Origin of the sequence: Massilia sp. IC2-278 (assembly GCF_020708045.1) — a bacterium.
GTDB lineage: Bacteria > Pseudomonadota > Gammaproteobacteria > Burkholderiales > Burkholderiaceae_D > Telluria.
This window is the reverse complement of the sequence record NZ_JAJFES010000002.1, coordinates 160,902-186,598: the sequence shown is the minus strand read 5'-3', so window position 1 is coordinate 186,598 and position 25,697 is coordinate 160,902. Positions and strand designations below refer to the sequence as shown.

Annotated in this window: 26 protein-coding genes; 13 read left to right on the top strand and 13 right to left on the bottom strand. The window is 66.9% G+C overall.

The genetic code is table 11. The features are described from left to right. Window positions 1–201: 201 nt before the first annotated feature. Together LK540_RS05705 and LK540_RS05700 are read right to left on the bottom strand one after the other, a co-directional pair. Window positions 202–3,771, bottom strand: a complete 3,570-nt coding sequence (locus tag LK540_RS05705) for an indolepyruvate ferredoxin oxidoreductase family protein (RefSeq protein WP_229436078.1) — start codon at window positions 3,769–3,771, stop codon at window positions 202–204. Window positions 3,772–3,954: 183 nt separating this feature from the next. Beyond that, complete coding sequence (locus LK540_RS05700) at window positions 3,955–4,887, bottom strand: LysR substrate-binding domain-containing protein (protein ID WP_229436077.1); 933 nt, start codon at window positions 4,885–4,887, stop codon at window positions 3,955–3,957. A gap of 130 nt (window positions 4,888–5,017) precedes the next feature. Between LK540_RS05700 and LK540_RS05695 the strand changes: the two genes are divergently transcribed. Continuing rightward, the gene (locus LK540_RS05695; RefSeq protein ID WP_229436076.1) at window positions 5,018–6,238 is read left to right on the top strand and encodes an HD-GYP domain-containing protein; all 1,221 of its coding nucleotides are present in this window, start codon (window positions 5,018–5,020) and stop codon (window positions 6,236–6,238) included. Here the strand turns inward: LK540_RS05695 and LK540_RS05690 are convergent. Continuing rightward, on the bottom strand, window positions 6,235–7,275 hold the full coding sequence (locus tag LK540_RS05690; protein ID WP_229436075.1) for a GGDEF domain-containing protein: 1,041 nt from the start codon (window positions 7,273–7,275) through the stop codon (window positions 6,235–6,237). The genes LK540_RS05695 and LK540_RS05690 overlap by 4 nt on opposite strands. A gap of 357 nt (window positions 7,276–7,632) precedes the next feature. Here LK540_RS05690 and LK540_RS05685 point away from each other — a divergent pair, with 357 nt between their 5' ends. From LK540_RS05685 to LK540_RS05630, 12 genes are all read left to right on the top strand, one after another. Then, window positions 7,633–7,821, top strand: a complete 189-nt coding sequence (locus LK540_RS05685) for a Flp family type IVb pilin (RefSeq protein WP_229436074.1) — start codon at window positions 7,633–7,635, stop codon at window positions 7,819–7,821. A gap of 62 nt (window positions 7,822–7,883) precedes the next feature. Beyond that, window positions 7,884–8,450, top strand: a complete 567-nt coding sequence (locus LK540_RS05680) for a prepilin peptidase (protein WP_229436073.1) — start codon at window positions 7,884–7,886, stop codon at window positions 8,448–8,450. Between the two features lie 95 nt (window positions 8,451–8,545). Further along, on the top strand, window positions 8,546–9,913 hold the full coding sequence (locus LK540_RS05675) for an ATP-binding protein (RefSeq protein WP_229436072.1): 1,368 nt from the start codon (window positions 8,546–8,548) through the stop codon (window positions 9,911–9,913). Next, complete coding sequence (gene cpaB, locus LK540_RS05670; protein ID WP_229436071.1) at window positions 9,910–10,761, top strand: Flp pilus assembly protein CpaB; 852 nt, start codon at window positions 9,910–9,912, stop codon at window positions 10,759–10,761. The genes LK540_RS05675 and cpaB overlap by 4 nt, the downstream gene beginning before the upstream one ends. Before the next feature lie 25 nt (window positions 10,762–10,786). Then, window positions 10,787–12,301, top strand: a complete 1,515-nt coding sequence (locus tag LK540_RS05665; RefSeq protein ID WP_229436070.1) for a type II and III secretion system protein family protein — start codon at window positions 10,787–10,789, stop codon at window positions 12,299–12,301. Window positions 12,302–12,310: 9 nt separating this feature from the next. After that, on the top strand, window positions 12,311–12,583 hold the full coding sequence (locus tag LK540_RS05660) for a hypothetical protein (RefSeq protein WP_229436069.1): 273 nt from the start codon (window positions 12,311–12,313) through the stop codon (window positions 12,581–12,583). Between the two features lie 133 nt (window positions 12,584–12,716). After that, on the top strand, window positions 12,717–13,892 hold the full coding sequence (locus tag LK540_RS05655; protein WP_229436068.1) for an AAA family ATPase: 1,176 nt from the start codon (window positions 12,717–12,719) through the stop codon (window positions 13,890–13,892). An 11-nt stretch (window positions 13,893–13,903) separates the two neighbouring features. Further along, window positions 13,904–15,250 carry a CpaF family protein gene (locus LK540_RS05650; protein ID WP_229436067.1) on the top strand — a complete coding sequence of 449 codons (1,347 nt, stop codon included), beginning with the start codon at window positions 13,904–13,906 and terminating at the stop codon, window positions 15,248–15,250. A 33-nt stretch (window positions 15,251–15,283) separates the two neighbouring features. Continuing rightward, window positions 15,284–16,261 carry a type II secretion system F family protein gene (locus LK540_RS05645; RefSeq protein WP_229436066.1) on the top strand — a complete coding sequence of 326 codons (978 nt, stop codon included), beginning with the start codon at window positions 15,284–15,286 and terminating at the stop codon, window positions 16,259–16,261. A gap of 9 nt (window positions 16,262–16,270) precedes the next feature. Beyond that, on the top strand, window positions 16,271–17,209 hold the full coding sequence (locus tag LK540_RS05640; RefSeq protein ID WP_229436065.1) for a type II secretion system F family protein: 939 nt from the start codon (window positions 16,271–16,273) through the stop codon (window positions 17,207–17,209). Window positions 17,210–17,228: 19 nt separating this feature from the next. After that, window positions 17,229–18,329, top strand: coding sequence for a LytR C-terminal domain-containing protein (locus LK540_RS05635; RefSeq protein ID WP_229436064.1), 1,101 nt, complete (start codon window positions 17,229–17,231; stop codon window positions 18,327–18,329). 96 nt (window positions 18,330–18,425) lie between these two features. Beyond that, window positions 18,426–18,737, top strand: coding sequence for a BON domain-containing protein (locus tag LK540_RS05630; RefSeq protein ID WP_229436063.1), 312 nt, complete (start codon window positions 18,426–18,428; stop codon window positions 18,735–18,737). 9 nt (window positions 18,738–18,746) lie between these two features. On the opposite strand, the gene LK540_RS05625 is transcribed toward LK540_RS05630, so the two are convergent. The 10 genes from LK540_RS05625 to LK540_RS05580 form a co-directional block, all read right to left on the bottom strand. After that, window positions 18,747–19,511, bottom strand: coding sequence for a GIN domain-containing protein (locus LK540_RS05625; protein WP_229436062.1), 765 nt, complete (start codon window positions 19,509–19,511; stop codon window positions 18,747–18,749). Window positions 19,512–19,642: 131 nt separating this feature from the next. Then, window positions 19,643–19,849 carry a hypothetical protein gene (locus LK540_RS05620; protein ID WP_229436061.1) on the bottom strand — a complete coding sequence of 69 codons (207 nt, stop codon included), beginning with the start codon at window positions 19,847–19,849 and terminating at the stop codon, window positions 19,643–19,645. A 31-nt stretch (window positions 19,850–19,880) separates the two neighbouring features. Next, on the bottom strand, window positions 19,881–20,498 hold the full coding sequence (gene ureG, locus LK540_RS05615) for an urease accessory protein UreG (RefSeq protein WP_229436060.1): 618 nt from the start codon (window positions 20,496–20,498) through the stop codon (window positions 19,881–19,883). A 15-nt stretch (window positions 20,499–20,513) separates the two neighbouring features. Then, on the bottom strand, window positions 20,514–21,203 hold the full coding sequence (locus LK540_RS05610) for an urease accessory protein UreF (RefSeq protein WP_229436569.1): 690 nt from the start codon (window positions 21,201–21,203) through the stop codon (window positions 20,514–20,516). Then, complete coding sequence (gene ureE, locus LK540_RS05605; RefSeq protein WP_229436059.1) at window positions 21,203–21,703, bottom strand: urease accessory protein UreE; 501 nt, start codon at window positions 21,701–21,703, stop codon at window positions 21,203–21,205. The genes LK540_RS05610 and ureE overlap by 1 nt, the downstream gene beginning before the upstream one ends. Window positions 21,704–21,713: 10 nt before the next feature. Further along, complete coding sequence (ureC, locus tag LK540_RS05600; protein ID WP_229436058.1) at window positions 21,714–23,417, bottom strand: urease subunit alpha; 1,704 nt, start codon at window positions 23,415–23,417, stop codon at window positions 21,714–21,716. Continuing rightward, window positions 23,414–23,734, bottom strand: a complete 321-nt coding sequence (locus LK540_RS05595; protein WP_229436057.1) for an urease subunit beta — start codon at window positions 23,732–23,734, stop codon at window positions 23,414–23,416. The genes ureC and LK540_RS05595 overlap by 4 nt, the downstream gene beginning before the upstream one ends. Window positions 23,735–23,743: 9 nt before the next feature. Beyond that, window positions 23,744–24,046, bottom strand: a complete 303-nt coding sequence (gene ureA / locus LK540_RS05590; protein ID WP_229436056.1) for an urease subunit gamma — start codon at window positions 24,044–24,046, stop codon at window positions 23,744–23,746. A gap of 9 nt (window positions 24,047–24,055) precedes the next feature. After that, entirely contained in the window at window positions 24,056–24,916 is an 861-nt protein-coding gene (locus LK540_RS05585) for an urease accessory protein UreD (protein WP_229436055.1), read from the bottom strand. Between the two features lie 171 nt (window positions 24,917–25,087). Continuing rightward, on the bottom strand, window positions 25,088–25,636 hold the full coding sequence (locus LK540_RS05580; protein ID WP_229436054.1) for a DUF2939 domain-containing protein: 549 nt from the start codon (window positions 25,634–25,636) through the stop codon (window positions 25,088–25,090). Between the last annotated feature and the right edge of the window lie 61 nt (window positions 25,637–25,697).

The window sequence follows — 25,697 nt, the reverse complement described above, 5'->3', positions numbered from 1 at the left end:
ATTTGTACGGTATATGACGTTAACGTTAACGTCAAGTTCGGGGTGTGGGGATTTGATGCGTTCGGCGATATGGGAGATGGCGCGAATGATCAACAGTGCCATACCGCGTGGACTCGGGAGTCCACCCTACGAAAAGCGGGGTTCCGTAGGGTGGACCGGGCCACGCAAGGCACCTGTGTCCACGCGGTACGACATCAATATTTACGCGGCGCGTTTTTTGACGTTGCCGCTGAGCAGCTCAGCCTTGCGCAAACGGAAAGTCTCGACCGCCTCTTCCTTCACATGACCGAAGCCGCGGATCTGTTCCGGCAGGCTGGCCAGTTCCACCGCATCGGCATGCGAGGCGGCAGTCAAGGAAGCCAGCAGCGCTTCGATCATCTGGCGGTATTCCGCGATGAGGGCACGCTCCATCTTGCGCTCGGCCGTGTAGCCGAACACGTCGAACGCACCGCCACGCAGGCCTTTCAGCTTGGCCAGCAGCTTGAACGCGCCGAACATCCACGACCCGAACTCCTGCTTCACCAGCTCGCCCTTGGCGTTCTTCTTCGCGAACATCGGCGGCGCCAGGTTGAACTTCAGCTTCACGTCGCCTTCGAACTGCGACTTCACGCTTTCCAGGAAGCGGCCATCGGTGTACAGGCGCGCCACTTCATACTCGTCCTTGTAAGCCATCAGTTTGAAATAGTACTTGGCCACGGCCATCGACAGCCGGTTGCCCATGCTGACCGCCGTTTCGGCCGCGCGCACGCGCTCGACCAGGTCCAGGTACACGCCAGCGTAGGCCGCATCCTGGTAAGCGGTCAGGAAGTCGACGCGCTTCTTGATGACGTTGTCCAGGCTCTGCGGCATCTGCACCAGCACCGCCTGGGTCGGCGTCGCGGTGCGCTCGACGCGCTTGAAGTCGACCGCGGCGCGGCGGCCCCACAGGAAGCTCTTCTTGTTCGAGGCCACCGCCACGCCATTCAGCTCGATCGCGCGCATCAGGGATGCTTCGGTCAGCGGAATGCGGCCCTTTTGCCAGGCGTAACCCATCAGGAACAGGTTGGTGGCGATCGAGTCGCCCATCAGCGCGGTCGCCAGTTTGGTCGCATCGACGAAATCGGCGCCGGATGCGCCCCCGACCGCTTCCACGATCAGGCCGCGCACGTCCTCGGCCGGGAACTGCCAGTCGGCGTTCTGGGCAAAGGTGCCGGTCGGCTGCTCGTGCAGATTGACGATGGCCAGCGTGCGACCGGGGCGCATCTTCGAGATCGCATCGGCGGCGCCGGTGGTGAGCATGTCGCAGCCCAGCACCAGGTCGGCTTCACCGGTGGCGATGCGCTGGGCGCGCAGGCGTTCCGGGGTAGCGGCGATCTTCACGTGCGAGGTGACCGAACCGTTCTTCTGGCTCATGCCGGTCATGTCCAGCACCGAGGCGCCTTTCGCTTCCAGGTGCGCGGCCATGCCCATCAGGGCGCCGACGGTGATCACGCCGGTGCCGCCGATGCCGTTGATCAGGATGTTGTACGGGTGCTCGACGCTCGGCAGCACAGGCTCGGGCAGCGCGCCCCAGCCATCGTCATCGCCCTTGCTGACACCAGCCTTGTTCTTCTTCAGCGTGCCGCCTTCGACGGTGACGAAGCTCGGGCAGAAGCCCTTGGCACAGGAATAATCCTTGTTGCAGGACGACTGGTCGATCTGGCGCTTGCGGCCAAAGTCCGTTTCCTTCGGCAGGATCGAGACGCAGTTCGACTGGATGCCGCAGTCGCCGCAGCCTTCGCAAACGGCTTCGTTGATGACCATGCGCTTGGGCAGGTCGGGGAACTCGCCTTTCTTCCTGCGGCGGCGCTTCTCGGCGGCGCAGGTCTGGTCGTAGATGATGACCGACACGCCCGGCAAGTCGCGCAATTCTCGCTGGATGTCGTCCATCTCCTTGCGGTCGTGCAGGGTGACGATGCCCGGCAGCGTGGAGCGGTCGGCGTAGCGCGACAAGTCTTCGGTGACCAGGGCGATGCGCTTCACGCCTTCGGCCGCCATCTGCTGGGCGATCATCGGCACCGAGGTCTGGCCGTCGACCGGCTGGCCGCCGGTCATCGCCACCGCATCGTTGTACAGGATCTTGTAGGTGATGTTCACCTTGGCCGACACCGCGGCGCGCACCGCCAGGTAGCCCGAGTGGAAGTAGGTGCCGTCGCCCAGGTTCTGGAACACGTGCGGCACTTTCGAGAACGCGGCCTGGCCGATCCAGGGCGCGCCTTCGCCGCCCATGTGGGTGGTCAGCTTGTTCATCTCGGGGTAGATCGAGGTGGCCATCACGTGGCAGCCGATGCCGGCCAGCGCGAAGGAACCGTCGGGCACCTTGGTCGAGGTGTTGTGCGGGCAGCCGGAGCAGTAGAAGGCCGGGCGGAAGGGCGTGGTGATCGCCTTTTGCAGCACGGCGTCTTTCGCATCAAGGAAGGCCAGGCGCGCGCGGATCAAATCGCGCGTGGTGTCGTCCTGCACCAGGCGCGCGATGCGGCCGGCGATCACGCGCGCCACCTGGGCCACCGAGAAGTCGGCTTTCGGCGGCAGCAGCCAGTCGCCGCGCGGCGCAACCCATTCGCCCTTGTCGTCGAACTTGCCGATGATGTGCGGGCGGACGTCGTCGCGCCAGTTGTACAGCTGTTCCTTCAACTGGTACTCGACCACCTGGCGCTTCTCTTCCACCACCAGGATTTCTTCCAGCCCCTGCGCGAATTCGCGCACGCCTTCCGGCTCCAGCGGCCAGATCATCGCGACCTTGAACAGGCGCAGGCCGACTTTCGCGGCCATGACTTCGTCGATGCCGAGTTCTTCCAGCGCTTCCAGCACGTCCAGGTAGGATTTACCCGAGGCGATGATGCCGAGCTTGGCGTTCGGGCTGTCGATGGTGGTGTGATTCAGCTTGTTTTCGCGGGCGTAGGCCAGGGCTGCATAGATCTTGTAGTCCTGCATCAGCGCTTCCTGGTTGCGCGCCTGCTGGCCCAGCGGGACCGACGACAACTTCGTATTCAGGCCGCCTTCGGGCATCACGAAGTCCTGTGGCAGCTTCACCTGCACGCGGTGCGGGTTGGCGTCGACCGAGGCGCTCGATTCGACCGTGTCGGCCAGGGCCTTGAAGGCCACCGCGCAGCCCGAGAAGCGCGACATCGCCCAGCCGTGCACGCCCAGGTCCAGGTATTCCTGCACGTTGCAAGGGTAGAGCACCGGGATCATGCAGGCCGAGAAGATGTGGTCCGACTGGTGCGGCAGGGTCGAGGAGTAGGCGCCGTGGTCGTCGCCGGCCACCAGCAGCACGCCGCCATGTTTCGATGTGCCGGCGTGGTTCATGTGCTTGAAGACGTCGCCGCAGCGGTCGACGCCCGGGCCCTTGCCGTACCACATGGCGAACACGCCGTCGTACTTGCTCGGGCCGATCAGGTCGACGGTTTGCGTGCCCCAGACGGCGGTCGCGGCCAGGTCTTCGTTCACGCCCGGCACGAACTGCACGTGGTTGGCTTCCAGGTGCGGCTTCGCCTTCCACAGGGTTTCGTCGAGGCCGCCCAGGGGCGAGCCGCGGTAGCCGGAGACGAAACCGGCCGTGTCCAGGCCGGCGGCGGCATCGCGCTCGCGCTGCATCATCGGCAGGCGCACCAGGGCCTGGATACCGGACAGGAAGATGTTGCCGGTCTTGGCGGTGTACTTGTCGTCGAGACTGACCGTGTCGAGGGTAACGGTGGTGAGGCGCGAGGAATAGTCGTGCGCAGGCTCGCGCGGCGCGGCGGTGTCGGGCATGTGTGTCTCCAGCTTGTCGTGGTGTGTGCCTGCCGTTGGAGCGCGCCGGGTAGGCGGGCATTGCGGCAGGTCGTTATCGCGGTAAGCGACTTATCGGTCGGCGTGGAGTGTAGGGCCTGCGTCAGCGAAGGGGGAAATACGGAATCGGGATGGGGGTATAAGAAAAACTGATGGCCTGGATATTCAGGCGCGCAGCCGGGCGCCCGGCCATTGCCCGTTCGCGCATAGGGTCGCTGTGACCTCGCGCACCAGGCGGCCGATGGCCGCCGCGGCATTCGTCAGCGGGATGTTGCGCGAGGCGCAAAGGGTCACGCCGCGCCGGATCGGCGGGCTGTGCACCGGCACGGCCACCAGGGCGCCGCTGTCGATCTCGGCGCGCAGCGGCGCCAGCGGCAGCAGGGTCGCGCCCATGTCGGCCAGCAGGGCGGATTTCAGGATCGCGATCGAATTGATCTCGATGATGTTGGCCAGGGCCAGCCCGGCGCCGGCGGCCGTCTGCTCGATCAGCGGGCGCACGCCGTGCTGGCGCGCCGGCAGGATCAGAGTGCTGGCCAGCGCCGCGCCGAGCGTGATCGCGGGGCCTGGCGGCACCCAGGCGGAGCCGGCGCGGCAGATGTAGACCAGGTCTTCCTCGACCAGCGGCGTCGCTTCGAAGCTGCCAAGCTGACCGTCGTCGAACAGCACGGCCAGGTTCAGGCGTCCGGATTTCAGCTGCTCGATCAGGTTGCCGGTGATTTCCTCGGTCAGCTGCAGGGTGATCTCGGGATAGGTGGCGCGCGCGGCGGTGAGCAGGGGCAGGGCGAGGGCGCCGGAAATGCTGTGCGGCAGGCCGAGCGTGACGCTGCCCGAGGGACGCGTGGCCGACTGGGTAACGGCGGAGCGGGCGTCGGCCACCTGTTTCAGGATCGCCTGGGCATGTTCATAGAAGATCTTGCCGGCATCGGTGCTGAGCACGCCGTGCGCCGAGCGGTGCAGCAGCTGGGCGCCGAGCTCTTCTTCCAGCTGGCGCAGCTGCTGGGTCAGCGCCGGCTGCGCCACGTGCAGCACCAGTGCGGCGCGCGAGAGCGAGCCATGGTCGACGATGGCCACAAAATAGCGAAGTTGCCGTAATTCCATGAAAACTATTTGTGCCTGTTTGCAACACTAGTTGCTTTACTTTATCGACAGGAAGGCGATCGGGGAAGGCGGGGCGCTATACTTTGCGGTCCGCCGCGGTGGCGGAGATTAACACATCGCCTGTCCAGCAATGCTCAAGAAAATCGATTCCTCCCAGCTGCGCATCGGTATGGCCATCCACGACCTGGATTGCGGCTGGATGGAGCACCCCTTCGTGCGCGCCCGTTTCGTGCTCACTAGCGAAGACGAGATCCGCAAGATCATCAAGGCCGGCATCCGCAGCCTGGTGATCGATTGCGCCAAAGGGCTGGACGTGGCGGACGCCCCGACCCTGGCCGAAGTCCGGGACCGGACCGAACAGGAAGTGGTCGAGATCGCGGCCCGGCCCGTCAAACCGGCGCGCGCTTCCCTGGCCGACGAGATGCAGCGCGCGGTGAACATCCGGCGCCAGGCGGTGGGCCTGGTGCGCACCGTGATGCAGGACGCGCGCCTGGGCAAGGCGGTGGAACTCGACAACGTGAGTCCGGTGGTGCAGAACATCACCGAATCGATCCTGCGCAATTCCGGCGCGCTGCTCGGTCTCCTGCGCATCAAGACCAAGGACGACTACACCTTCCTGCATTCGGTCAGCGTGTGCACGCTGCTGGTGGCGTTCTGCCGTTCACGCGGCATGGACGAGGAAACGATTTACCAGGCCGGCATCGGCGGCCTGCTGCACGATACCGGCAAGGCGCTGGTGCCGGACGCGATCCTGAACAAGCCGGGCCGCCTCACCGACGAGGAATTCGCGATCATCAAGCGGCATCCGCGCGACGGCTACGACATCCTGTGCCGGAACCCGGAAATCGGTGCGATCCCGCTCGACATCACGCTGCACCACCACGAGCGGCGCGACGGCAGCGGCTACCCCGACCTGCAGAAAGAGGGCGAGATCAGCGAACTGGCGCAGATGGCGGCGATCGTCGACGTCTACGATGCGATCACCTCGGACCGCAGCTACCACAAGGGCATGCCGGCGGCGGATGCGCTGCGCAAGATCTACGAGTGGAGCAAGTTCCACTTCAACCCGGCGCTGACCCAGGAATTCATGCGCTGCGTGGGCATCTACCCGGTCGGCACCATGGTCATGCTGGAGTCGGGACGCCTGGGCGTGGTGGTCGAGCCGCACGAAAGCAACCTGCTCACGCCGAAGGTGAACGTGTTCTTCAACACGAAAAGCCAGACCTATATCCGGCCCGAGCTGCTGGACTTGTCGCGCCCGTTCGGCTTCGGCGGCGGCGACAAGATCCTGCGCCACGAGTCGCCGGACAAGTGGCAGGTCGATCCGAACCGCTTCCTGCTGGTCGCTTAGAAGAATTCGGCCGTATCGTTCGAGGCCACGGTCTGCAGCAGGCCTTGCTCGACCAGCTCGTTGTAGTGGCAGGCCTGGTTGCGGCCGTGGGTCTTGGCGAAATACAGGGCCTGGTCGGCATGGCCGAGCGTGACCACCGGCGAATCGAAGGGGCTGATGCTGACGAAACCGACGCTCACCGTGACCCGCCCCACCTGCGGGAAGTCGTAGGCTTCGACATTCGCGCGGAAGCGGTCGATGATGCGGCGCGCATTCTCCAGCGTGGTGGCGCGCAGCAGCACCACGAATTCCTCGCCGCCGAAACGGAATACCCGGTCCTGCGCACGGAACGAAGCCTGCAGCTGGTTCGCGATCAGGATCAGCACCTCGTCGCCATACAGGTGGCCGAAGGTGTCGTTGACGAGCTTGAAATGGTCGACGTCGACCACGGCCAGCCACTGCTTTTCCTCTTCGCGATGCTGGCGCCGCTCGGGCTGGCCGGGCTGTGGCGGCTCGGGTTCGCAGGGGCATTGCAGCATGCGCGCCAGCTGGTCCTCGAAGGTCTTGCGGTTCAGGAGGCCGGTGAGCGAATCGCGTTCGCTGTAGTCGAGCAGGTTCTGGAAATTCCGGTAGACGCCGACGATGCCGGCCACCGTATGGATGGTCTGGGCCGGGAAGGGCGCCGCGCGCACGATCTCGAGGCAGGTATCGGCCTTGTCGCCGAACCAGATCGGCAGCCACAGGGTGCGGGTGCCATCGGGCGCCACGGCTTCGGCGCTGGTTTCGCGAGCAGCCAGGCAGGCCGCGAGTTCGGGATAGCTGGCCAGCGGCGCTCCCGGCACGGCGCTGTCGAGCGCATCGTGGACCCGGGCGCCGGCGCCGGCTTCGATGCTGGCACGGACCCGCACATGGAGCTGGCCGGCAACGTTATAGAGGGATAACACCCGCGTCTGCGCGGCGGCGGCCAGTTCCTGGACTGCCGCGATCACCGAGATATCGAGCATCGTGTGGTCGCGGTGGCCAGTCATGTCCACCATGTGTTTCAGAAGGGAATCCATGTCATTCTCAGAAATGTAATCTACCCACTCGCCGCAACACGGCGCCCTGCCACTTCTCTACAGAAGGTTAAATTTCCAAAGAGCAAGTGGAACAGCATAAACGTTTTTTGCATTTACAGCAATAATTTCGCCTATTCTTTTGGCGAAATGGCTGCACACCATTTCTCGTTTGCGACAGCTCAAACATTTCCTCAAGTAAATGATTCCCATGGGAAAATTTGAGCACACTCAAGTTGCCGTACGGCACTAAAACATATGATGAACTCACTGAAACGGAAACGACAACGCAGTGTCAGCCGAGTCAGGGAAGTACTCCGTTTCAGGGTTGTTCTTATAAACCACCATATGGAGTTTGTCATGAAAACGATCTTTACCGCTATCCAAGCTTTCGTTGCTGATGAAGACGGTGTGACTGCCATCGAGTATGGCCTGATCGCTGCCCTGATCGGCGTCGCGATGGCCGGTGCGGCTACGCTGCTGGGTGAGCAGATCGAAACGACCTTTACCACCGTGAAAGACAAGCTGGTCGCTGCACTGGCTCCGTAATTCACTAGGTCTTGCCCTCCGGACTCCGGTCCGGAGGGCTTTTTTTTTTGAGGAGCGCAATCATGCCCGTGCAAACCTGGCTTGACCTGATGCTGCTTGTCCTTGCCGTCGGCGCCGCGGTGACCGACCTGGCGATCCGCAAGATCCCGAATCTCCTGTTGCTCGCCGCCTGGTGCGGCGTCTTCGGCCTGCACCTTTCCGGCGCCACCCCCGCCGGGTCCGCCGCCGCCGCGCTGGGCGGCGCCGCAGTCGGCTTCGCCCTGTTCATCCCCCTTTATATGTTGCGCGGCATGGCTGCCGGCGACGTCAAGCTGATGGCCACCGTCGGCCTGTTCTTCGGTCCGGGCCAGACCCTCCATGCCTGCATCCTGGCCTGGTGTGCGGGCGGGGTCATGGCGCTCCTGATCATTCTTGCCACCGGACGCTGGCAGCTGGCCTGGAGCGCGCTGCGCAAGCTGGTGCTGGCGCTGCTGCCCTTGCCGCTGCTGGCCTGGCTGCGCGTCGATCCTGGCCCCGGGCCTGGTTCTGCTGCGGACGGCGCGCCTGCCCAGAGCGCCGGCTCCATGCCCTATGGATTGGCAATCGCGCTGAGCGCGCTCTGGCTGCTGGCACAGCGTTACCACGGCTGAGCGCCATAGCTTGCTACATCTCAAGGGCGCCAGGGACCGGCTCGCTAGAATTGATGACGTCAGGAAATATTTTGCTGCTGTACGAGGAGAAAGCGATGATCGAAACCTTGTCGTGGAGCCCAGGGACCGCCGCCGAGCGCATGGCGCCGGCCGCGCCGCCGGGCGAGCTGGAGGTGGCGGCAATCCTGCCGCGCCAGGCCAAGTCGGTCAGCGACACCGGGCTCGATGCACGCCTCGTGGCGGCGCTGGCGCTGAAGACCCTGCACGCAACCGGACGCGCGCCGCTGCCGCTGCTTGCCGGCAGGCTGCGCCTGTCTGTCAGCGTACTGCGCGAAGTGCTGGCCGGGCTGATGACCGAACAGCAGGCCGAAGTGGCCTGGTGCGGTGAATCGGACATCGATGTCCAGTACCAGCTGACCCCGATCGGCCAGCGCGCCGCGCTCGCGGCCCTGGCCGAGTGCCGCTATGTCGGCCCGGCGCCGGTGACGCTGGCGGCCTGGCGCGCGCTAATCGAGCGCCAGTCGCTGCGCCAGCCCGGCGCCAGCCGTCCGCGCGCCGCCGACCTGGCCGCGCTGCTGGCCGGCGACGCCCTCGATGCGGCCCAGCGCGACCTGCTCGGCGCTGCCCTGCAGTCGCAGCGCGCACTGCTGCTGCACGGACCCAGCGGCAGCGGCAAGACGACCCTGGCGCGCAAGCTGGCGCGCCTGCTGCCCGGGGCGGTCGCGGTGCCGCACGCGGTGCTGATCGGCGGACGCATCGTGCGCCTGTACGATCCGGCCTGCCACCCGGCGCCGCTGCCGCTGGCGCGCCAGCTGGAAGAGCGGCGCAGCTGCGACGCGCGCTGGGTGATTTGCCAGCGTCCGCTGGTGCACGTCGGCGCCGACTTCGACGCCGCCGACTTCGAACTGCGTTTCGATAGCGAACATGGCGTGCTGCAGGCGCCGCCCCAGCTGCAGGCGAACAACGGCATCCTCGTCATCGACGACCTCGGGCGCCAGCGCCTGCCCGCTTCCGAGTTGCTGAACCGCTGGCTGGGACCGCTCGACGGCGGCCCGCTGCGCCTGGGCGGACAGGCCGAGTCCCTGCCTTTCGATGCGCTGCTGGTATTCGTCACCAACCTGGCGCCGTCGAGCGTGTTCGATCCGGCCATGCTGCGCCGGGTCGGCTACCGCATCGGACTGGGCGCGTTGCCGGACGCCGGCTACCGCGCGCTGGTACGGCGCCAGTGCCGCCTGCGCGGCCTGGACTGCCCCGAGAACGTGCTCGAGCACCTGGTGACGCGCCTGCACCGCCAGAGCGGCACGCCGCTGCTGGCCTGCTACCCGCAGGAACTGCTCGGCCGCCTGTCCGATTTCGCCAGCCTGGCCGGCGCTGAGCCGTGCCTGAGCATTGCCGCCCTGGAGCAGGCGTGGAACAGCGTCTGCGCCAGCGTCCCGACCCCTGCCGCAGGAATCGCATCATGAAAAACAAGCGTGCCCTTGCCGTGATGGCGGTTGCCATCCTGTTCGGCCTGACGGCCGTGATCCTGGCCTCGCGCTGGCTGCTGATGCAGCCGGGGTCCAATTCCGGCCATATCGTGGTGGCCGCCACCGACATCAGCCTCGGCCAGCGCCTCACGCCCGAGATGCTGAAGCTGGCCGACTGGCCGTCCGACAGCGTGCCGAAAGGCGCCTATGCCGATCCGCAAAAGCTGGCCGGCCGGGTGCTCAGGAGCAGCGTGCTGGCGGGCGAACCGGTCAGCGAAGCCAAGCTGGCCCCGGCCGGCACCCTGGGCGGCCTGTCGGCCCTGATCACCGAAGGCAAGCGCGCCATCACGGTGCGCGTGAACGACGTGATCGGCGTGGCCGGCTTCACCCTGCCGGGCAACTACGTCGACATCATCGTCAGCACCCGCAAGGACCCGCAGCCCGGCGAGAACCGCGAGCAGGACATCTCGAAGATCGTGCTCGAGCGGATTCTGGTGCTGGCCGTGGCCCAGGAAGTCAACCGCGACGAAACCAAGCCGCGCGTGGTGAACGCCGTCACGCTCGAAGTGTCGCCCGAGCAGGCCGAGACGCTCGACCTGGCGCGCAGCGTCGGCACCCTGTCGCTGGCGCTGCGCAACCAGGTCGATCCGCAGTCGGCCCAGACCGGCGGCGCCACCAAGCTGACGCTGCTGCCGGGCGCCACGCCGCCGAAACCCGTGCCGGCGAAGCCCGCCGCCGCGCCGCGTCCGCAAAAACCGGCCGTGCACCGCGTCGCCACGCCTCCTGCGCGCCGCAACTGCGTTGCTGTCATCAATGGCCTGCATTCCTTGCAAGAGTGCTTCTGAACCCTAACGTGTGCCAGGTGAAACCATGAACACGAGTCCCACGAAAACCCGCCATGCCCGCTGCCTGCTGCTCGGCGGCCTGGCGCTGGCGCTGGCCGGCACGGCGCAGGCGGCGCGCCCCGCGGCCCAGGCCGATACTGCGCCGGCCGCCGGCGCGCGCAGCGAACTCGGTCCGCGCTGCAGCGGCGAGGCCGCGCGTCCGGCCCAGGTTGCGCTCCAGATGGGCAAGTCGACCCTGATGCGCCTGCAGGAACCGGTGCAGAACCGCAGCGTCGGCAACCCGTCGGTGGTGCAGGCGATGCTGGTGGCGCCCGACACCATGTACATCGCCGGCATCGACGTCGGCACCACCAACATGATCGTGCAGGGCAGGAGCGGCCTGTGCAGCGTGCTCGACATCACCGTGGCAATGGACCCGAGCGCCTTGCAGGCCACGCTGGCCGCGGTCATGCCCGAGGAAAAGGACATCCGGGTGCTGGCCGCCGCCGATTCCCTGGTCCTGAGCGGAACCGTGTCGGACGCCGGCGCCGTGGCGCGCGCCGCCGAGCTGGCGCTGGCCTATGTGCGCAAGCCGCTGCGTGCGATGAATGCGGTGCCGAAGGAGCTGGCGCCGGACCAGCAGAATGCCGCCGCCAACGGCGGATCGAATGCCGCCAACCTGCGCGTGGTGAATTTGCTGAGCGTGAGCGCGCCGCAGCAGGTGCAGCTCGAAGTCAAGGTGGCCGAGGTCTCGAAGACCCTGCTCGAACGTCTCGAGGCCGGCGTCAACTGGCGCACGACGTCCGGCAGCTGGGCAGCCGCCCTGGCATCGAATTTCCTGAGCGGTAATATTAATGGAGGCCTGCGCCTCGGCAAAGGCAACGGCAACGGCTTCGGCGTCGATGCCGAAACCAAGGACAGCTTGGTGCGCGTGCTGGCCGAGCCGAACGTGATGGCGATCAGCGGCCAGGAAGGCAGCTTCCTCGCGGGCGGCAAGTTCTACATCCCGGTGTCCCAGGACCGCGACAGGGTCACGCTCGAGGAAAAGGAATTCGGCGTCGGCCTGCGCTTCACGCCAACGGTGCTCAGCGGCGGCCGCATCAACCTGCGCGTGACGCCCGAGGTCTCGGAACTGTCGCGCGAGGGCATCGGCATCAGCGCCGTCGGCCTGTCCGGCGGCGCCATCCTGCCGGTGGTGACGACCCGGCGCGCCAGCACCACCGTCCAGCTGTACGACGGCCAGAGCTTCGCCATCGGCGGCCTGATCAAGAACAACCTGGTGACCAACCTGAAAGGCCTGCCGCTGCTCGGCCAGGTACCGGTGCTGGGCGCGCTGTTTCGCAGCACCGACTTCCAGCAGGACCGCACCGAACTCGTGTTCGTGATCACGGCGCGCCTGGTCAAGCCCCTGACGGAAACGGCTTACGCGCTGCCGACCGACCGCGTGGATGCCCCTTCGCGCGCCGCGCTAATGCTCGGGGGCAGGCTCGAGGGCCCGCCGGCGCCGAGCAATGCCATCGCCCGTCCGGCCCAGAGCGTCGACGGTTTCGAACTCAAATAGGAGGCAGCCATGGCTACCTGCAAGACCATCGCGTGCGTGGCGTTGCTGCTGCTGACCCAGGGCTGCTCGACCGCTCCGCGCTTCACCAAGAACTTTGGCGCCTCGGTACGCGCCAATCTGGCGGCGCAGACCATCGCGCCGCAAAACGCCGCCAATGCCAATCCGGCACACGGCATCGACGGGCCGGCGGCGCGCGCCGCGCAGGCCCGCTACCAGCGTTCGTTCGCCCAGCCGGAGCCAGAGCCGGCGCCGGTCATCAGGATCATGGGCAGCGGGCAGTGAGTATGGTCATGCGCGCTTGTGCGCTGCGGACGCGCAGGCCGGCGCCCGAGACGCCATGGCGGCGTGCCGGGCGCCGGCTGGCGCGTTCGCCTCCCGATTTCCACTTGCCATTTGAGCCTCAACGAGGATCGTCATGAAAGCCCTATTGATCAGCCGCGACAGCCTGCTGTATGCCGACATCGCCTCGCAGGGTGCGGCGCGCGTGCCGCCGCTGAACGTCGCCAACAGCCGCGTCTCGATGCGCGAAGCGCTCGACCGCCCCCTGGCCGAAGCGCCCGGACTGGTGATCGTCGATGCCGGCGCCGGGGCGCCCGACGACGCCGACCTGCTCGAACGCCTGGCGCGCCAGTATCCGGAAGCGCAGTTCATGCTGCTCACCGGCGAACACCATACCCAGCTCCTGATCCGCGCCATGCGCGCCGGCGTGCGCGAAGTGCTGCAGCTGCCGCTGGCGCACCGCGCCTTCCATGAAGCCATGGACCGCATTGCCGCCGCCGCCGGCGTCGCCCAGCTCCGCGAAGGCAAGGTGCTGGCCTTCATCGCCTGCAAGGGCGGCAGCGGCGCCACCTTCATCTCCACCAACTTCGGGTATGCGCTGGCGACGCTGGCCGAGAAAAAGGTGCTGTTGATCGACCTGCACGGCCAGTTCGGCGATGCCGCGCTCTACGTGTCGGACCAGAAGCCGACCATGACCCTGTCCGACGTCTGCGAACAGATCGCGCGCATCGACGGGCCTTTCCTGGAGTCCTGCCTGGTACACGTGACGCCCGGCTTCGGCGTGCTGGCTGCAGCCGACGATCCGGCGCAAACCAAGGAAGCCAAGCCGGAACACATCGATGCCATCCTGCGCGTGGCGCGCCAGCATTACGACTACATCGTGCTCGACGTCGGCCGCCAGATCGACGCCGTGTCGCTGCGCGCGCTCGACAGCACCGACACCATCTACCCGGTGCTGCAACTGGCGCTGCCCGACATCCGCGATGCCCGCCGCCTGCTCGACATCTTCCGCTCGCTCGGCTACCCGATCGAAGGTATCCGCCTGATCGTCAACCGTTACGAAAAGGGCGGGCGGCTGCGCCTGCCCGACCTGCACGCCGCGCTCGGCTGCGAAGTCGTGCACACCGTCCCCAACGATTACATCGCCGTCACCGACTCGGTGAACCAGGGTGTGCCGGTGCTGGAACTGTCGCGCGCCAGCGCGGCGGCGCGCAGCCTGGCCGACCTGGTCGAACTGGTCACCGCGCGCCGCGCGCCCGAAAGCCGCGGCCTGCTCGGCCGCCTGTTCGGCCGCGGCGAAAACGATTACTGAAAGGAGTAGCCATGTCGCTGCGCGAACGCCTGTCCGTATCCGATGACGAACGCCGTCCCGGAGCCCATTCCGCCGACGCCACGAACGGCGCCTACCAGGAACTGAAGAAGTCGATGCACCAGATGATCCTCGACCGGATCGACCTGGAGCGCCTGAAGCGCCTGACGGTCGAGCAGTTCAAGCATGAACTGGCCTTGCTGATCCAGCGCATCATCGAGGAAGAACGCATCGTCCTCAACCAGCACGAGCGCCACAACCTGGTGCTCGACATCCAGCATGAAATGCTCGGCTTCGGCCCGCTCGAGCCGCTGCTGAACGACCCGACCGTGTCCGACATCCTGGTCAATACCGCCAGCCGCGTCTACGTAGAGCGGCGCGGCAAGCTGGAACTCACCGACATTGCCTTCCACGACAACGCGCACCTGATGAAGATCATCGAGAAGATCGTCTCGCGCGTCGGCCGCCGCGTCGACGAGTCGAGCCCGATGGTCGACGCGCGCCTGCCGGACGGTTCGCGCGTGAATGCGATCATTCCGCCGCTGGCGGTGGATGGCCCGCTGCTGTCGATCCGCCGCTTCGGCGCCGCGCCGCTGACGGTGCAGAACCTGCTCGACTACAAAAGCGTGACGCCGCCGATGATCCAGGTGCTGCAGGGCCTGGGCATCGCCAAGATCAACATCCTGATCTCGGGCGGCACCGGCAGCGGCAAGACCACCTTGCTGAACCTGCTGTCCGGCTTCATCCCGGCCAGCGAGCGCATCGTCACCATCGAGGATGCCGCCGAGCTGCAGCTGCGCCAGCCGCACGTGGTGCGCCTGGAAACGCGGCCGCCGAATATCGAAGGCAAGGGCGAAGTCACCCAGCGCGCGCTGGTGAAGAATTCGCTGCGCATGCGCCCCGACCGCATCATCCTGGGCGAGGTGCGCGGCCCGGAGGCGCTCGACATGCTGCAGGCGATGAACACCGGCCACGAAGGCTCGCTCGCCACGATCCACTCGAACACCCCGCGCGACGCCCTGGCGCGGCTCGAGAACATGGTCGGCATGGCCGGCGTGAACCTGACGCCGCGCGCGATCCGCCAGCAGATCTGCTCGGCCGTGACCGTGGTGGTACAGGCCTCGCGCCTGATCGACGGCTGCCGCAAGCTGGTCAGCATCCAGGAAATCACCGGCATGGAAGGCGACATCATCTCGATGCAGGAGATCTTCCGCTTCGAGCAGACCGGGGTCGACCGCGACGGCAAGGTGCAGGGCCAGTTCAGCGCCACCGGCGTGCGGCCGCGCTTTGCCGACCGCCTCAAGATGTATGGCGCCGCGATCCCCGACGACACCTTCGACCCCGACCGCATCTTCCAATGAACCGGCAGGCCGCGCCTGCAGTGGAGCCGCACGATGGATGTCCTTTTCTACAGTTTCACCGTGTTCCTGTTCGCCGCCGTCATCCTGCTGATCGAAGGCGTCTGGCTGTGGTGGTCGAGTAACCACGGCAAGGCGGCGCAGCGTGTGGCGCGCCGCCTGCAGGTGATGTCGGGCGGCGCCGGACGCTCGGGCGAGCGGATCTCGATCCTGAAGCAGCGCCGCTTCAGCGGCAACGACGCCCTGGACCGCCTGCTGCACGGCATACCGCTGCTGAAGCGCCTCGACACGCTGCTGGTGCAGGCCGGCAGCAAGCTGACAGTCGACCGCTTCCTCGGTTGCTCGCTGGCGGCGATGCTGGCGGCCCTGCTCTTGAGCGCGCGCTTGCCGGCGCCGCTGCCGGCGCGTTTCGTGCTGGCGCTGCTGGCGTTCGGCCTGCCCTGGATGCTGCTGCGGCGCGCCCGCACGCGGCGCTTGCGCCGCATCGAGCAACAGCTGCCGGATGCCGCCGACTTCATCGCGCGCGCGCTGCGCGCCGGCCACTCGTTTACTAACGTGCTGCAAATCGTCGGCAACGAGCTGCCCGAACCGCTCAGCGGCGAGTTCCGCATCGCGCGCGAAGAGATCAACTACGGCGTGCCGATGGGCGAGGCGCTGCACAACATGGCGGCGCGCATTCCGCTGACCGACCTGCGCTACCTGATCATCGCGGTGCTGATCCAGCGCGAATCCGGCGGCAACCTGGCCGAAATCCTCGGCAACATCAGCCACATCATCCGTGGCCGCCTGAAGCTCGCCGCCCAGGTGCGCGTGCTGTCGGCGGAAGGGCGCATGTCGGCCTGGATCCTGGGCCTGCTGCCGTTCGGCGTCGCCCTGGTCCTGACGATCGTGAACCCGAAATACGTGTCCATGCTGTGGACCGATCCGAGCGGCATCCGCCTGCTCTGGTACGCGGCCGGGATGATCCTGTTCGGCGTGGTCTGGCTGCGCCGCATCATCCGCATCCGCATCTGAGGAACCGCCATGCAAGCCGCCCAACTCACTTTCCTCCTGGTCGTCTTCACGATCGTCTGCGCGCTGGCCGGACTGGCCATGGCGCTGTTCGCGCCGGTTGCCCTGCGCACCCGGCTGCGCCGCTTCATCGGCAAGTCGGAACCCACCCAGCTCGAATCGAACGGCTGGGTCGAGAAAGTGGCCAAGGTTACCCAGCCGCTGACCAAACTCTCGATTCCAGAAGAAGGCTGGGAAAAGTCGGCGCTGCGTACCCGCTTCATGAATGCCGGCTGGCGCAACCCGGTCGCGCCGACCCTGTTCTTCGCGTCGAAAACCGCATTGGCACTGCTCGGACCAGCCATCATCGGCGTGCTGGTGGCGCTCTCGGTCATCACGCTGGCCGGCAGCAAGCTGCTGTTCCTGCTGCTGCTCACCGCCACGGTCGGCTACTACCTGCCGAACATGATCCTGAACCGCATCGCCGGACGCCGCAAGCGCGAGATCTTCGAAAGCCTGCCCGACGCCCTCGACCTGCTGACCGTCTGCGTCGAGGCCGGCCTGAGCCTGGAACGGGCCTTCGTGAAAGTGGCCGGTGAAATCCACATCAAGAGCGTGATCCTGGCCCAGGAGCTGCAGATCGTGCTGATGGAGATGCGCGCCGGCTTCAGCAAGGAAAAGGCGCTGCGCAATTTTGCGCTGCGCAGCGGCGTCGACGACGTCGACACGCTGGTGGCGATGCTGATCCAGTCCGAGCGCTTCGGCACCAGCGTCGGCGACTCGCTGCGCGTGTACTCGGAAAACCTGCGCAACAAGCGCCGCGTGCTGGCCGAGGAATGCGCTGCCAAGATCGGCCTCAAGCTGCTGTTCCCGCTCATCTTTTGCATCTTCCCGACGCTGCTGATGGTGCTGATGGGTCCGGCCGTCATCCAGCTCACCCGTACCCTTGCCCAGGTCGCCGCCACGCGCTGATTTCTCCAGGAGCACGATCATGACACCTCGCAGTCTTCTCAAGAACATCTCGGTCGCCTGCGCCGGCGCGCTGCTGCTCGCCTGCGCCGATTTGCAGCGCCAGCCGGAAACGCAGGCCGGCCCGGATGCCGAATTCGCCTACGGCCAGGGCCGCGCCCATCATCTCGCCGGCCGCTATCCGGAAGCCGTGCAGGCCTACCGCGCCGCGCTGGCCGCCGACCCGCGCCACGTACGCACCCGCAACGCCCTGGCCGCCGCCTATGCGCGCCAGGGCGAGTTTGCGCAGGCGATCCCGATCTGGCGCGCCCTGACCGCCGAGCTGAGCCTGGACTCCGGCCCGGGCAGCGCCTACCTGTTCGCCAATCTCGGCTACGCCTACCTGCTCGGCGGCGACTATCCGCAAGCCGTCGCCGCGCTGGAAAAAGCCTGCCTGCTCGACCCGCTGAACGGCCGCGCCTGGAACAACCTGGGCGAAACCCTGCGCCGCATGGGCCAGCACGAGCGCGCCGACCTGATGTTCCGCCAGGCCAGCGCCCTGCAGGAGCACGATTTCCGCAGCGATTACACGGCTGCGGGCGGCAGCGCCGTGGCGGCGATCCAGGCCGCGGTGGAGGCGCCTCGCCCCGACCCCGAGTGGGCCGCGACCCAGGTGCTGGCCGCGGCCGACGGCACCCTCAGTCTGCGCCGCCTGCCGTCGCTGCGTGCGCTGGCCCAGGACTTGCCGGCCGGGCTGCCGCCCCAGCCGCTGCCTTCGCGGCCACGCAATCGTCCCGAGGCGGTGCTGCTGGAAATCCGCAACGGAAATGGCGTGACCGGCATGGCGCGCGCATTGTCGCGCCGGATCGGCGCCGACGACCTGCGGGTCACGCGCCTGAGCAACGAGCCGGGCTTCAGGGTGCGGCACACGCGCATCGAGCACGGCGCTGCCTACCGCGACGTGGCAGCGCGCCTGGCCCTGCGTTTCGATGGCGTCGCGCTGGTGCAGGTCGACACGACCCAGCCCGTCGATGTACGCCTGGTCATCGGCCAGGACCTGGCGCGCGGCAAGCTGGTCCTGCGGCCGGCGCTTCCTCGCGAAGCACCCCCGGCCGCGCTGGTGGCCCTGGCCAAGGCGCCTTGAGACGCCGAGCCTCCGGCACCTTTGCTGCGTATCAAACGCAGTTTGCACGCCGACCCGAAAATGGGACGATATCGTCTCATTCAAGGGAGCGTTGCCATGAAAATTGCACAGCGTTTCATTTCCATTCTTGCCGCCGTTGCCACGCTCAGCCTGGCGGCCTGCGCACCCACTGCGCACCGCCAGGGCACCGGCGAATACATCGACGACGCCGTCATCACCAGCAAGGTCAAGGCCGCCTTTGCCGCCGACCCCACCGTAAAGGCCACCGAGGTCAAGGTCGACACGTTCAAGGGCACCGTGCAGCTGAGCGGCTTTGTCGAATCGCGCGAAAGCGCCCAGAAGGCGGTGCAGCTGGCGCGCGAGGTCCAGGGTGTGCGCGAGGTGCACAACAATACCAGCATCAAGTAGCGCAGCCGCTTATCGCCAGCTGACCTTGCCCATGCCGTCGGTGCTGGCCTTGCGCTGCGCCGGTTTGCCATACACGGTGGCCGAACCCATGCCGCTCAGGTTCAGGTTTGCCGCCGTGCTGGCGTACACCGTGGCGCCGCCCATTCCACTGAGGTCGAGGTCGACGGTCTCGGCGCGCAGTTTCTCAGCGTCGAGATTGCCGACACCGGCCAGCGTGGCGCGCAGGGCCCTGGTCTGGCCCGACACGGCCAGCTGGCCGGCGCCGCCCAGTTCCAGGTCCATGTGCTCGGCTTTGCCGGCGTCGATGCTCATGCTGCCGACGCCGCCGAGGCGCGCATCGACCTTGCGGTAATTGCCCTGCATGGTCATGGCGCCGGCGCCGTCCAGGTTCAGCACGATGCGCTCGCCGCCGAAGCCGCTGACCGTGCTGGCGCCCACGCCTTCCGAACTGAGTTCGGCCAGGTTCGGCACGGTCAGCTCGGCGCGCAGCTTGGGCCGGCGTCCGGTACTGTAGTGGTTGCGGCGTTCGGTGTCGATTTCCAGCGTCTCGCCGTGCTGGCGGGTAATCACGCGCGCCACGTCGGTGCGTTCGCCTGCAATGACGAGCGACGGCCTGGGCCCCTGGCGTACCACCAGGTCGACCACGCCGTCGAGCTTGATGCGGCTGACGCGGGCATCGACGGCGCGTGTTTCGCGGATGTCGTCGGCAAGGGCACTGCCTCCAGCCAGCAACAGGGCCGTGGCCATCAGGGTACTGCCGAGGAATGTGTTCATGGTCGTCTCCGGGCGGGTTTGGATGATGGCACTGTAATGCCGTCCTCCACGCGCGGCGCGGCCCGTGCGACAGGCTGCACGAACGGCGTCACGAACCGCTGAAAACGCCAGCCGGACCAGCCGGCGCCGGTTCAGCGGTGCAGCGCACGCCTTACCAGCAAACCGGCGCCGGTGATGGCCAGCACCACCACACCCAGGGCAACCCAGCCTTCGTACTCGTGGATCAGGTGTGGCACGCCGGTGTCGTGGGCCTGGGCAGGTCCGGAGGTCAGCACGGCGGCGCAGATCGCCAGCATGATGGCGGCAACAGGGGCAAAACGGCGCAGGGAAAACGGCATGGCGGCTCCTCGGGTTGATAGTGACAGGAAATCAGCGGCCTGCATCGAGCAGGCCTTCGTGGCGGATGAAATCGACAATCGCGTCCACGCCCTCGCCGTGGCGCAGGCTGGCGAACACGAAAGGACGGCTGCCGCGCATGCGGGCGGCGTCTGCGCGCATGACCTCGAGATTCGCGCCCACATGCGGCGCCAGGTCGGTCTTGTTGATGACCAGCAGGTCCGAACGCGTGATGCCCGGCCCGCCCTTGCGCGGAATCTTTTCACCACCGGCCACGTCGATCACGTAGATCGTCAGGTCCGACAGCTCGGGGCTGAAGGTGGCCGCCAGGTTGTCGCCACCGGACTCGACCAGGATCAGGTCCAGCTGCGGGAAGTCGGCGCTCATGCGCGCGATCGCTTCCAGGTTGATCGAGGCATCCTCGCGGATCGCCGTGTGCGGGCAGCCGCCGGTTTCCACACCCATCAGGCGCTCGGCCGGCAGGGCGCCGGCGCGCAGCAGGATGTCCATGTCCTCGCGCGTGTAGATGTCGTTGGTGATGACCGCCATCTCATACTGTTCGCGCATCGCCTTGCACAGCATTTCGCACAGGGCCGTCTTGCCGGAGCCGACCGGTCCGCCGATCCCGACGCGCAGCAGGTTTTTTTCCATGTTGATGTCTCCTGTTTAAGACCGGTACAGCCGGCTGTACTGCACTTCATGCCGCATCGACAGCAGGGCAAACCCCGGCGCCCAGTTCGACAGCGCGGCGTCCGGCATTTCCTGCGCCTGGCGCACCACCGCGTCGACCGTCGCGCCCAGCGCCAGCAGCATCTTCTGGCCCGCCACCTGGCCCAGCGGCACCGTCTTCACGCAGACCAGCACCTGATTCTCGACCCAGGCGAACACGGAACCGAGCAGGGCCGCGGGCGGCGGCACGTCGAGCGCGGCGGCGGCGCAGGCATAGGCGGCCGGCAGCGACAGCCCGCCCGCATCGAGCATCTGCACCAGGACAGGATCGGCATCCGGCCGCTCCTCGAGCAGCGCCGCCAGCAGCTGGCGCAGCGAATAGCCCATCTGCAGGGTTTCGGCGCGCAGCTCGGCCGTGTCGCGCGCGGCCAGCCAGCGCTCGCTCCAGTACAGCGCCGCATCCATGTCGCGATCGGCAAAGGCGCGCAGCAAGCGCCATTGCAGCGGCGCGTCGAAGCGCCCGGCCACCTCGACCAGCTGCGCCGTGATCCAGCATTGCGCACCCGCCGCATCGCGTACCGCGCCTTCGTCGATGGCGCTTTCCAGCCCTTGCGAATAGCTGTAGGCGCCGATCGGCAGCGAAGGACTGGCCAGTTGCAGCAGGCGCAGCAGGGCGGTGCCGGCGATCATGGCAAGTCCGATGGCCGGTGGATCTTCTGGCGCAGCGGTACCGGCGCCAGCGGATGCGACTCGCCGTGGTGATGCCCGCCGCCATACGCGCCGGCCTCCGGCTCGAAGGCCGCCCGTTCTTCGGTCACCTGCGCGCCCAGGCCGAGCAGCATCTCGCGCAGCACGGCGTCGGCGCGGATGCGCAGCCAGCCCTGGCCGACTTCGGTTTGGGTGTGGCGGTTCCCCAGGTGGAAAGCGCAGCGCAGCAGGCCGTTCTCCTGCCCGTGCGCGACGCGGTAGACGGCTTCCAGTTCGGCGACCACGCGCACAACGCGTCCATCTTCCCCCTGTAGCAGGTCGCCGCCGCGCAGCACCGTCCCGCGCGGACGCAGCACCGCTACCTCTTCGCCACTCTTCAATGCCGCGCGCAGCCGGCTTTTCTCGCGCAGGTGGAAGGGCAGGACCAGTTCGCCGTCCACCGGCGCCGGTCCATCGATCCTAGTGTGCAGGGTGAGCATCGTCGGCCTCTCAGAACAGGAAATAGCGCTGCGCCAGCGGCAGCTCGCGCGCCGGCTCGCAGGTGAGCAGCACGCCATCGGCGCGCACCTCATAGGTTTCGGGATCGACCTGCATGTGCGGCGTGGCGTCGTTGTGCACCATGTCCGCTTTACCCAGGCCACGCATGCAGCGCGCCACGAGTAGCGGCTTGGCCAGGCCGAGGCGTTCCTTGATGCCGGCATCGAAGGCCGCCTGCGAGACGAAGGTGTACGAGGAACGGGCCAACGCCCGCCCGAAGGCGCCGAACATCGGCCGCGCATGCACCGGCTGCGGCGTCGGGATCGAAGCATTCGGGTCGCCCATTTGGGCCGCCGCGATCATCCCGCCCTTCAGGATCATCGATGGCTTCACCCCGAAAAAGGCCGGCTTCCACAGCACCAGGTCGGCGACCTTGCCGGCTTCAACCGAGCCCACCGCATGCGCGATGCCGTGCGTGATGGCCGGGTTGATCGTGTACTTGGCGATGTAGCGCTTGACGCGCGCATTGTCGTGACGCCCGCTATCGCCTGGCAGGGCGCCGCGCTGCAGCTTCATCTTGTGCGCGGTCTGCCAGGTACGCAGGATCACTTCGCCCACGCGGCCCATGGCCTGCGAGTCCGACGACATCATCGAGATCGCGCCCAGGTCGTGCAGGATATCCTCGGCGGCGATGGTCTCGCGCCGGATGCGCGACTCGGCGAATGCGATGTCCTCGGCAATCGAGGCGTCCAGGTGGTGGCAGACCATCAGCATGTCGAGGTGCTCGTCGAGCGTGTTGACGGTGTAGGGCCGGGTCGGATTCGTCGACGACGGCAGCACATTCGCCTGGCCGACGGCGGCGATGATGTCCGGCGCATGGCCGCCGCCCGCGCCCTCGGTATGGAAGGTGTGGATGGTGCGGCCCTTGAAGGCGGCCAGCGTATGCTCGAGGAAGCCCGCTTCGTTCAGGGTGTCGCTGTGGATCGCCACCTGGATGTCCATGCGTTCCGCCACGTCCAGGCAGGTATCGATCGCAGCCGGCGTGGTGCCCCAGTCCTCGTGCAGCTTCAGGCCGATGACGCCCGCCTGCACCTGCTCGGCCAGCGGCTCCGGCTGGCTCGCATTGCCCTTGCCAAAAAAGCCCAGGTTCATCGGAAAGGCCTCGGCCGCCTGCAGCATCGAGTGGATATGCCAGGGACCCGGCGTGCAGGTGGTGGCCGCCGTGCCCACTGCCGGCCCGGTGCCGCCGCCCAGCATCGTCGTCACGCCGCTCATAAGCGCTTCCTCGATCTGTTGCGGGCAGATGAAATGGATATGGCTGTCGATGCCGCCGGCGGTCACGATCATGCCTTCGCCGGCGATAATCTCGGTGGCCGCGCCGATCACGATCGTCACGCCCGGCTGGATGTCCGGATTGCCGGCCTTGCCGATGGCCGCGATCATGCCGTCCTTGATGCCGATGTCGGCCTTCACGATGCCCCAGTGGTCGACGATGACCGCGTTCGTGATCACCGTGTCCATCACCTGCGCATGCACGCGCTGCGACTGGCCCATGCCATCGCGGATCACCTTGCCGCCGCCGAACTTCACCTCTTCGCCATAGATGGCGAAGTCGTGTTCGATCTCGATCACCAGGCTGGTATCGGCCAGGCGCATGCGGTCGCCCGTGGTCGGGCCATACATCTCGGCATAGGCCTGGCGTCCGATGCGGCTCATGGTGCCTCCTCCAGCAAGGGACCGGCCACCAGCGCATTGAAGCCGTGGACGATGCGCTCGCCGCCCAAGGCAATCAAGGTCACGGTGCGCACCTGGCCCGGCTCGAAGCGCACCGCGGTGCCGGCCGGAATATCCAGGCGCATGCCATACGCCAGTCGGCGCTCGAAACGCAGCGCCGGATTGGTCTCGTAAAAGTGGTAGTGCGAGCCGACCTGGATCGGCCGGTCGCCGCCGTTCGCCACCTCGACCATGACAGTCGCACGGCCGACGTTCAGTTCGATCTCGCCTGGCTCCACCAGCAGTTCTCCCGGAATCATGCGCGTCTCCTAGACGATGGGCTGGTGCACGGTGACGAGCTTGCTGCCGTCGGGGAAAGTCGCCTCGACCTGCACGTCGGGGATCATCTCGGGCACGCCCTCCATCACCTCGTCGCGTGTGAGGATGCGCGTGCCTTCGCTCATCAACTCCGCCACGGTCTTGCCGTCACGCGCACCTTCCATGATCGCGGCCGAGATATAGGCCACGGCTTCCGGATAATTCAGCTTCAGGCCACGGCCCTTGCGGCGCTCGGCCAGCAGGGCGGCGGTGAAGATCAGCAGCTTGTCTTTTTCGAGCGGGGTGAGTTCCATGCTGTCCTTTCAGGTATTCCACAGGCGCGGGATGACGGCCTCGCGCTTCATCAGCACCGGACGCAGGCGGCGCCAGGCCGCGACCATCACCGCACGTGCCGCTTGACTCGATCGGCCGAGGTGGCGCACCACCACGATCTGCGGCAGCTGGGTTGCGCCGCTCCGGCCATGCACGCCGATCTCTTCGCGCAGCTGGCGTAGCTGGCTGGCGTCGAGCGTGGCGCCGCAGGCGATGAAAGTGGCGCAGACGGTATGCCCGTCCAGGCCGAACGGGCTGTGCATGCCGGAGCCTGCGCCGTCGATATTCCCCTCTTCGTGCCAGACCAGCGTTCCTTCGCGCCGGATGCGCGTGCTTTGCCGGATGCTGCCGCTGTCGAACGTCTCGCCGGAAGCGTTGCGCCCGAAGCACAGCACTTCGCTGCCGATGTAGCGCGCGTTGGCCGCCAGCGTCACCTCGTGCCGCATCTCGACCTCGGCTTCGCGGTAGAACAGGGTTTCCTGCGGTAGCCATTCGAGCGACGCGCCTTCCGCCACCTCGATGCGCACGTCCTGGCGCGAGGAATGCCCATTCGCGCGGTACCACTTGCCGGCGCCGGGCGTGGTGAGCAGGGCATGGGCGCCGTCGCCCGCCGCGATGCCGATATCGAGCACGTCGCCGCCAACCACGCCGCCGGGCGGGTGCACGATCACGGCATGGCAAACCTCGGCGCCTTCCGGATACAGCGGTTTTTGCACGCGCAGCGGTCCGGTGTGGCGGCGCTCGCCCAGGATCGTGCCGCCCGCACGCGCCATGAAACCCAGACGCAGGCTGGCCTCCCAGCGGGTGCGGGAATCGGCGGAGAGGGAAGGCAGGGCCAGGCGATCGTTCATTGCCGATAGGTCAGCAAGAAGCGTGCCGCGCGTCGAAGCGCCCGTTCGGAAGGAAAAGAGGGGAACGCTGCCCGGAATTGGTGCAGGCTGTACGCCGCGTGTGCACGGCGCCTGAAGATGGTGCCGGGGCGGTGTTGTCGGCCGCCCCGGATCAGCTAGCGGAGATGGGTGTCAGTCCGCCGCGTTCAGGGTCGATTCCGGCAACTCGAGCGCGCTCAGCTGCCAGCTCCAGAGACCGGTGCGTTTCAGGATGAACTTGCCCGCGTCCTGTTGCGACGTCGAGATCGCCACCTTGCTCCAGCCGCGGTAATCGACCGAATAGTCGGTGGTTTCTATTGCAGCATCCGCATCCGCTGCCGGCGCCGGGCGTGCGCCCGGCTTGACCTTGCCCGCCTCCATCATCGCCATCACACCCGCCGGCGACACGGCGGCATCGACCACTTGGTTGACCAGGGCGGCGCCCATCATCTGCCCCATGGCGGCGAAGGGATTGTTCGCCATCCCGGCCGAGCCCAGGCGCTTCTGCATCATCGTCATCATCTGCCCCTTGAAGCTCTCGCGCAGCGCAGGGAAGTCGATGTGCTCCGACAAGCCATCGGCATCTTTCTCGGCGATGGCCGTTTTCATTTGGTGCAGGGTCCAGTAAGGGCTGGCGTAGCTGCTGAGGGCGAGGAGAGCGGCGGCGATGGCGACAGCGGCAAGGGCAGGGGTCTTTTTCATGAGCGAAGGATGAAGTGATGTTGGAACGAGTATATCTGTTAAGAAATACCCAAAGCTCACA

What these genes read in the sequence shown, in the direction of transcription:
- LK540_RS05625 (WP_229436062.1), bottom strand. Translation starts at nt 19,511, where the DNA reads ATGAACACATTCCTCGGCAGTACCCTGATGGCCACGGCCCTGTTGCTG.
- ureE (WP_229436059.1), bottom strand. Translation starts at nt 21,703, where the DNA reads ATGCTCACCCTGCACACTAGGATCGATGGACCGGCGCCGGTGGACGGC.
- ureG (WP_229436060.1), bottom strand. Translation starts at nt 20,498, where the DNA reads ATGGAAAAAAACCTGCTGCGCGTCGGGATCGGCGGACCGGTCGGCTCC.
- LK540_RS05630 (WP_229436063.1), top strand. Translation starts at nt 18,426, where the DNA reads ATGAAAATTGCACAGCGTTTCATTTCCATTCTTGCCGCCGTTGCCACG.
- LK540_RS05680 (WP_229436073.1), top strand. Translation starts at nt 7,884, where the DNA reads ATGCCCGTGCAAACCTGGCTTGACCTGATGCTGCTTGTCCTTGCCGTC.
- LK540_RS05705 (WP_229436078.1), bottom strand. Translation starts at nt 3,771, where the DNA reads ATGCCCGACACCGCCGCGCCGCGCGAGCCTGCGCACGACTATTCCTCG.
- LK540_RS05660 (WP_229436069.1), top strand. Translation starts at nt 12,311, where the DNA reads ATGGCTACCTGCAAGACCATCGCGTGCGTGGCGTTGCTGCTGCTGACC.
- LK540_RS05685 (WP_229436074.1), top strand. Translation starts at nt 7,633, where the DNA reads ATGAAAACGATCTTTACCGCTATCCAAGCTTTCGTTGCTGATGAAGAC.
- LK540_RS05640 (WP_229436065.1), top strand. Translation starts at nt 16,271, where the DNA reads ATGCAAGCCGCCCAACTCACTTTCCTCCTGGTCGTCTTCACGATCGTC.
- LK540_RS05655 (WP_229436068.1), top strand. Translation starts at nt 12,717, where the DNA reads ATGAAAGCCCTATTGATCAGCCGCGACAGCCTGCTGTATGCCGACATC.
- cpaB (WP_229436071.1), top strand. Translation starts at nt 9,910, where the DNA reads ATGAAAAACAAGCGTGCCCTTGCCGTGATGGCGGTTGCCATCCTGTTC.
- LK540_RS05620 (WP_229436061.1), bottom strand. Translation starts at nt 19,849, where the DNA reads ATGCCGTTTTCCCTGCGCCGTTTTGCCCCTGTTGCCGCCATCATGCTG.
- LK540_RS05635 (WP_229436064.1), top strand. Translation starts at nt 17,229, where the DNA reads ATGACACCTCGCAGTCTTCTCAAGAACATCTCGGTCGCCTGCGCCGGC.
- LK540_RS05580 (WP_229436054.1), bottom strand. Translation starts at nt 25,636, where the DNA reads ATGAAAAAGACCCCTGCCCTTGCCGCTGTCGCCATCGCCGCCGCTCTC.
- LK540_RS05665 (WP_229436070.1), top strand. Translation starts at nt 10,787, where the DNA reads ATGAACACGAGTCCCACGAAAACCCGCCATGCCCGCTGCCTGCTGCTC.
- LK540_RS05585 (WP_229436055.1), bottom strand. Translation starts at nt 24,916, where the DNA reads ATGAACGATCGCCTGGCCCTGCCTTCCCTCTCCGCCGATTCCCGCACC.
- LK540_RS05650 (WP_229436067.1), top strand. Translation starts at nt 13,904, where the DNA reads ATGTCGCTGCGCGAACGCCTGTCCGTATCCGATGACGAACGCCGTCCC.
- LK540_RS05595 (WP_229436057.1), bottom strand. Translation starts at nt 23,734, where the DNA reads ATGATTCCGGGAGAACTGCTGGTGGAGCCAGGCGAGATCGAACTGAAC.
- LK540_RS05690 (WP_229436075.1), bottom strand. Translation starts at nt 7,275, where the DNA reads ATGGATTCCCTTCTGAAACACATGGTGGACATGACTGGCCACCGCGAC.
- LK540_RS05645 (WP_229436066.1), top strand. Translation starts at nt 15,284, where the DNA reads ATGGATGTCCTTTTCTACAGTTTCACCGTGTTCCTGTTCGCCGCCGTC.
- ureA (WP_229436056.1), bottom strand. Translation starts at nt 24,046, where the DNA reads ATGGAACTCACCCCGCTCGAAAAAGACAAGCTGCTGATCTTCACCGCC.
- LK540_RS05675 (WP_229436072.1), top strand. Translation starts at nt 8,546, where the DNA reads ATGATCGAAACCTTGTCGTGGAGCCCAGGGACCGCCGCCGAGCGCATG.
- LK540_RS05700 (WP_229436077.1), bottom strand. Translation starts at nt 4,887, where the DNA reads ATGGAATTACGGCAACTTCGCTATTTTGTGGCCATCGTCGACCATGGC.
- LK540_RS05695 (WP_229436076.1), top strand. Translation starts at nt 5,018, where the DNA reads ATGCTCAAGAAAATCGATTCCTCCCAGCTGCGCATCGGTATGGCCATC.
- ureC (WP_229436058.1), bottom strand. Translation starts at nt 23,417, where the DNA reads ATGAGCCGCATCGGACGCCAGGCCTATGCCGAGATGTATGGCCCGACC.